The organism is Candidatus Goldiibacteriota bacterium, assembly GCA_016937715.1.
Classification (GTDB): Bacteria; Oederibacteriota; PGYV01; order PGYV01; family PGYV01; genus PGYV01.
Genome location: JAFGWA010000081.1, coordinates 24,396 through 31,412, shown reverse-complemented (window position 1 = coordinate 31,412; position 7,017 = coordinate 24,396). Strand labels below are relative to the sequence as shown.

The 7,017-nt window shown below is 44.3% G+C and carries 2 protein-coding genes; both read right to left on the bottom strand.

All coding sequences use genetic code 11. The annotated features are described in order from the left end of the window. Window positions 1–317: 317 nt before the first annotated feature. A complete protein-coding gene (locus JXR81_08465) occupies window positions 318–3,707 on the bottom strand; it encodes a glycoside hydrolase family 9 protein (protein MBN2754877.1) in 3,390 nt (1,129 codons plus the stop codon). A 316-nt stretch (window positions 3,708–4,023) separates the two neighbouring features. Beyond that, complete coding sequence (locus JXR81_08460) at window positions 4,024–6,957, bottom strand: cellulase family glycosylhydrolase (GenBank protein ID MBN2754876.1); 2,934 nt, start codon at window positions 6,955–6,957, stop codon at window positions 4,024–4,026. Window positions 6,958–7,017 lie beyond the last annotated feature (60 nt).

The following is a 7,017-nucleotide window of genomic DNA, read 5'->3' as shown; positions in this document are numbered from 1 at the left end:
GGACGGATGGTCGGATGCACGGAGGGACGGTTTAAAACGTGAGGGACGGATGGTCGGATGCACGGAGGGACGGTTTAAAACGTGAGGGACGGATGGTCGGTTTGTTTTAGTATTGGTAGACGCGGGTCTTTAGCCCGCAAGTTTTATATCTTGATTTAGTTTTGGTAGCCGCGTCCTTTTAGGGCGCGTTGTTTAGATTTTTATTTCTATTACAGGTAGTTATTTTTACCAGCAATAAAAATACCGCGGGCTAAAGACCCGCGTCTACCACTACATAAGAATTAACCAAGCCTCTAAGCATCTAACCATCCAAGCCTCTACTTCAATATTATCAACTTATCCACTTTACTTCTTACTTCAATACCGTTATCTTCCGCGACCAGCACAAAATAATACGTCCCATTGGACATTTTGGAAAGTTTTCTTCCGCTTACAGCCCCCATATTGCCGCCGGGGTGGCAATTTTTAGCTATATCAGATTCCTGCAATAACCTGAAAGCTGAAGAGTACATTCTTATCTTTACCAAATCAGCGCTTTTGGAAAGGTAAAACCTTATACCTGCATCAGAGTAATTATCAGCGTTATATGGATGCGGGAAAATTAAAACATCAGTAATCTTCTGCTTATCCCCTTCCTGTATCACAGGGGTTACAGTATATGTAGGCGTTGGAATTGTTGGAGTTTGTGTGAAAGTATTTGTCGGTGCTGTTGCTGTGCTTGTAAATGTATTTGTCGGAACAGTTGCAGTGTTGGTAAAGGTGTTTGTAGGTACTGTTGCCGTGTTAGTAAACGTATTTGTTGGTACGGTTGCTGTGCTCGTAAACGTATTCGTAGGGACAGTTGCTGTGTTGGTAAACGTATTTGTCGGAACGGTAGCTGTATTTGTAAACGTATTTGTCGGGACTGTTGCCGTATTTGTAAACGTGTATGTTGGTGCGGTTGCTGTGCTTGTAAACGTGTTTGTCGGAACTGTTGCCGTGCTTGTAAACGTATTTGTCGGAACGGTCGCTGTATTTGTAAACGTGTATGTAGGCGCGGTTGCCGTGTTAGTAAACGTGTTTGTGGGTACTGTTGCTGTATTTGTAAATGTGTTTGTAGGTATTGATATGGTGTTTGTAAACGTATTTGTAGGAACTGTAGCCGTGTTCGTGAATGTGTTTGTAGGAACTGTAGCTGTATTTGTAAACGTGTGCGTATTTGATGCTGTATGAGTATATGTCGCCGTATTAGAATAAGTATGTGTCGGCGTTTCTGTTGCGCCGCACGGAGTTCCAAGCGTGACTTCGCCAAAATTAGAAGGGTTCTGCCAGTTGGTGCTTGTCCCGTTCCACATAAGCACGCCTTCCCTGTCTGTACCGTCCTGGTCATAGTTAACACCAACGTCAAAACCCATTACCATTCCCTGCGCAGGTGTAACTCCCAAATCTGACCATGGTACATCTATTTCCACAGAGTATCCGCCGGTAATTAAGGCGTAATCCGCGGAAGCGTTTCCCGGATCCCCGCTTTGTTCCATAATAATACCTTCCCCATAACGCACACTGAACTGATAATCATCGGCGCCGTAAGTTGTGTCCTTATCATTATTAACATCAAGATACAATTCAACAGAGTCGTCGTTATACCATGCCGTGCCGGAATCATTATAAAGAGCGCTGTCAGTTATCTGCACGCCAAGCGTGAAACCATAATCATCATAACGCACTTTATAACGCGCGGAAACCGGCGCGGGTTCAGTCCCAACTACTACCTTTGAAATAGTAATCCATTCCCCTGACTGCCATAAAGTTTCATTCAGGCTTCCGTCAATTACCAAAGAAGGCCCGGAACAAATCGCCACGGGTAATACTGCCGTGGGTGTTACCGTAAAGGTCTGCGACGGCGTGTACGTGTTTGTCTGTGTCGCAGTATATGTGTGCGTGTATGTCGGGCCGTCAATAGTGTTTGTGGCAGTGGGTGTAAATGTCGGAACTGAAGGATTTTTACAAAAACCCGCAAGGCCGTAAACAAGCGCGCCCTGCCAGTTAATTGCTATTTCATTAGAGGCATATGAATCCTGATCATCTGTCCAGTACATTGCGGCGCCAAGGCCTGACGGCATGGCGCTTAATGCAGGGTCGCCGCTGTTAGTGCCGTTAGAACCGCCTACAAGATATCCGGGTACAGGATTTGTTATCCCGTCCGCGCCGGATGTCCTGTCGTGCGGATTCATAGGCGGGTTTGTTCCAAGCCCGGTCACATATGAACGCCGGAAAGGATTTCTGCCAAACAGATAACCCAGCGAATCAAGCGCCGTATTAACGTAGTCCGTATTGGGCGATACCATATTGGCAATCTGCAGCAGCATGGTCTGCCTGGCAACCGCGCCATTGCAGCCCCAGTAAAAGTTTGTACCCAGCGGCCTTGCATACGCGTGGCTGTTTCTTTTGCCAACTATACTGTTGGCATCGGTTATCAAGTCCGCGCGTATATCATTAACAATCGTTGTGTTCTTTCCCGTCCTGGTACACATCAGGTATGTATACATGCCAAGATTTCTTACATTGCTCCAGTCAAAATCTTCATCTGTCTTATCAGAATACGCATTCGCCCTGTTATCAAGGTCTGTCTTGGCGTCTGCATCGCCTGTTGTGGCCCACATTTCAGCGGCAGCCCAAAGCCTGTCATCACCGTCGGTTGTCCCGTATCCTCCGGTTGAAAACGCGGACTGATCCGGATTTTTATTAGCAGTGTTTGCACGAAGAAAATTATAACTCACCCATGCCGCGTCAAGGCACTGCTGCGCGTATGCGGGATCATACGGATAAAAAATCCTTGCAGCCATAGCGCACATCGCCACAAAATCAGCGGTGGCGGCGGAACCCCAGTCAACATAATAACGGGTCGCGTTTTCTGTTTCCGGCATTATAAAACCGCCAAAATCCAGCGTGCTTAATTTATGCGACACTTTACCCGAACCGTCAGGATACTGCATCTTTAACACCCAGTCCATTTCCCATCTTAATTCTTTTAAGAAATCAGGGTAAGCCGAAACATTATAATCAGGGTATCCGGAAACCGTATTTGGCATATAAGTTAAAGGTATATTATTAAGCACACTGCCGTAATGTTCCCACGCCATAAAGAACATCCCCATTGTTATACCGGCGTTCACTATATATTTATTAAAGTCTCCCGCGTCATGCCAGCCGCCTTTTCCATCCCTTATATTGCTTCCAAAACCTATGTAGTTCTGATTCGCGTCATTTAAATGGCACGCGCCGTGCCCAAAGGTCTGCCCGTTTGTAACAGCACTGACAGCCATTCCGCAGCGCCAGTAATACATTGATTTATATGATGTTACATAAGCGTCATTATAAACATTATCCGCAATTGTAAAGTTCACCGACCTTCCAACCCCGGTTATATCAAGATAATAAGTACCGGGAGTTGTAAAAGTGCTGAAATTAAGTTTATAAACTGTTTCGTTGGAATCAGACGCATTAATAGGGCCGGTAATATTTGCAGCGGTTGAAGAAAAAACAACCGCATTAGTTGACGCATTTTTAAGAGTAAAGGCCGTAACCGGCGTGTTAACCGAAGCCCCTTTGTCATTAGAAGGCAAAAACCCGATTGAATTCAAACGCACATTTGAATCCGCAGAGTATATAAGCGAAGGGATAAGTAATAAAAGCCCTGTAAGTAATTTCAGCATAATTTTTTTCATAATATTTCTCCTTGGCAAAGATAGCACCTTAACGGATTAAGCATTTAAGCTATAGCGAAAAAATTGTTATCAATCTGTAGCTAATGCTTAATTGCCTAATGCTTAACTGCTTAATTTGTTCCGCTTCTGCTTAACTGCTTTCTGCTTAAACACTTGTTTAAAACCAACTGCCGCGGGCTAAAGACCCGCGTCTACCAAATATTAGACAATCAAAAAACGAAGAACCGGACAGCGCGGGAGCGCTGTCCCTACAATTTCAAATACATAACAAAAACAGATCTAAACCAAGCATCTAAGCATCCAAGCGTCCAAGCCTCTACTTCAGTATTATCATCTTCTCCGTTCTGCTTCTTACAAATCCTTCTGCGCTATTGCCCTCAAGAACAAAATAATAAGTCCCGTTAGCAAGGTTTCCAAACTCTACTGCCGCTATCGCGCTCTTCTTTCTTCCGGGAACGCATGCCGAAGAAACATCAACTCTCTTTAACAGCCTGTATCCAGAAGAATAAATCTTCAGCTCAACGGAGTTCATGCTTTTGGTAAGGGTAAATTCAAAATAAACCTTTCCTTTGTTGTCAAAAGGAACCGGATAAACATCAACATCTTTAATTTCGGCTTTTTCGCCTTCAGTGGGAACCGGCGTTGGTGTACCTGTATATACAACAGTTACGGTTGACGTAAAGGTATATGTGGGCGTAAAAACCACGGCTGTTTCTGTATAAGAAGCGGTAAATGTATGCGTGGCTGTCAGCGGCACTGACGTAAAAGTATTAGTGGCCGTATTTGTAAACGTCCTTGTAAATGTATGCGTGGATGTCGGCGGTACTGACGTAAAAGTATTTGTGGCCGTATTTGTAAACGTCCTTGTAAATGTATGCGTGGATGTCGGCGGTACTGACGTAAAAGTATTTGTGGCTGTATTTGTTATTGTATGCGTAAACGTATTTGTGCTTCCCGGCGGAGGCGTGTTTGTAATTGTGGGAGTATTTGTATTGGTGGCGGTATTTGAATTTGTAAAAGTATTTGTGGGGGTGTTTGTAAACGTATTTGTCGGCGGTACAGGCGTGTCTGTATTTGTAGCAGTATGCGTATCAGTGGCTGTGTGCGTATTTGTAAACGTATTGGTAAAAGTATTAGTTTTTGTAAACGTGTTTGTTATCGTATGCGTAAATGTGTCAGTGCTGCCCGGTATGGGAGTTTCCGTAATGGTCGGTGTGTTAGAACTTGTATTTGTTGCAGTATTTGTTGCAGTATTTGTAAATGTCTTTGTTGCTGTATTTGTAAAGGTGTTGGTCGGAGGCACAGGCGTAAATGTCTTTGTCGCCGTATTTGTAAACGTGTTTGTGGGAGGTACGGGAGTAAATGTCCTTGTCGCCGTATTTGTAGCCGTATTTGTAAATGTGTTTGTGGGTGGTACCGGCGTAAATGTCCTTGTAGCCGTATTTGTAAACGTGTTTGTGGGTGGTACCGGCGTAAATGTCCTTGTAGCCGTATTTGTAAATGTGTTTGTGGGAGGAATAGGCGTATTTGTCTTTGTAGCAGTAAAGGTATGCGTTCTTGTCGCGGTAAAGGTGTTTGTCCTTGTGACTGTAAACGTGTTTGTCCTTGTCGCAGTAAAAGTATTTGTCCTTGTAAAAGTGTGCGTGAACGTTTTTGTAAACGTATTTGTATGCGTCATTGTGGCGGTAAATGTATTGGTTCTTGTGGGAGTGTTTGTAACGGACGCCGCGTTTACAATCTTAATCGCGTTAATAAGCCCGTTATCAACATCAGCAGGCATTGATATATTAAGCTGCCCGTCATTTACAGTTATGTTAACAGTAACATCATAAGCGTTGTTATATCCCGCTGTCGCGTACAGGTCAAGATTATTTACAACGGTATTATTTTCCGCCACTATATCAAATATCCTGCTTCCGGTTCCGCCTGTCGTGTTTCCCCAGTAAGATTCGCACATTTTAAACGTAACTGTATAAGTACCGTTGGGAATGTCAAATTTGTATTCCACAGGGTCCGCATACCGTTCTGTCTGATACAGCGTGTCATCTGTGGTATTGCCAATTGCCACGCTTCCCCTGTCCACAACGGTTCCGCCTGTATATCCCCAACTGCCCGTGCTGTAAGCTTTATCAGCCTGCCATGTACCTTCGGCATTTGTATACTGCGGCCCGGCACAATTGACTAACAAGGTTGAAAAAGGAGTCGGCGTTGTGGTGGGTGTAAACGTAGGACCGCCCGGTGTTATTGTTTTTGTAAAAGTGGGAGTCTGCGCGCTGCACGCGGTCCAATTATTCGGATTTTCCTGAATTTTGCCTACGATATAATTACCTGCTGTTGTGAATCTTGGCGGAATTGTAAGGCAGGTTCCCGGCTGCAGATAAGCGGAAGATTCATTCTTATCGCACCACGACCAGGCCGCCCAGCTTATTATCTGCCCGCCTGTATTTGCTCCGTTAAATATGTTTAAGAAATTTGTCGCGTTCGCGGTGTCAATCGCCCCGTTGCCGCTGGCATCACTTATGCCCCATTCCGTACAGAATATGGGAAGTTTGTCAGTATAAGGAGTAACCATACCGGTTGAATGCGATGCAGCGTAAAAATGAAACGTGTACATAATGTTGGAATAATTTAATTTATTATTTACAACATCAGTTCCAAGCTGCGACCAGTTGGGGGTGCCGACTATTATTATTGTATCGGGGTCGTTGGCGCGGATTATGGGGATTATTGTGTCCGCGTAATTCTTTACCGTCGACCAGGACACGCCGTTAGGCTCGTTGCATATTTCATAAAGCACGTGCTTCTTGCCTTTGTGTCTGGATGACATTTCCGCCCAGAAAGTTTTGGCATCATTAATACTTATATTTGGGTCCCCCGGGTTTAACATATGCCAGTCAATAATAACATACACGCCGCGCGCTTCGCACCAGTCAACTATTGTATTGACCATATTCGCGTATTTTGTTTTATCCGTAAGATAACCGCCTTCATCAACATACATCGCCGCCCTGAAAACATCTATTCCAATTGTATTTACCATATAGTCCATTGTATTTGTATCAAGGCACTGCCCAACTCCGTACCATTGAAGCCCCATGCTGGATATGCCTTTTAACTGAACAGGATTGCCGCAAGAGTTGGATAGCTGATTTCCGACAAGTTTAAGCTCGCCGTTTTCAGATACAGGCGTGGCGTATAACGCGGGAATAATAATAAGTATTACCATTAAACCGGTCAAATATTTTTTCATTGAAATCTCCTGGTTTTTGCGCGTTATTTTAAGCCATTTCACAATGAAAAATCACGTTTC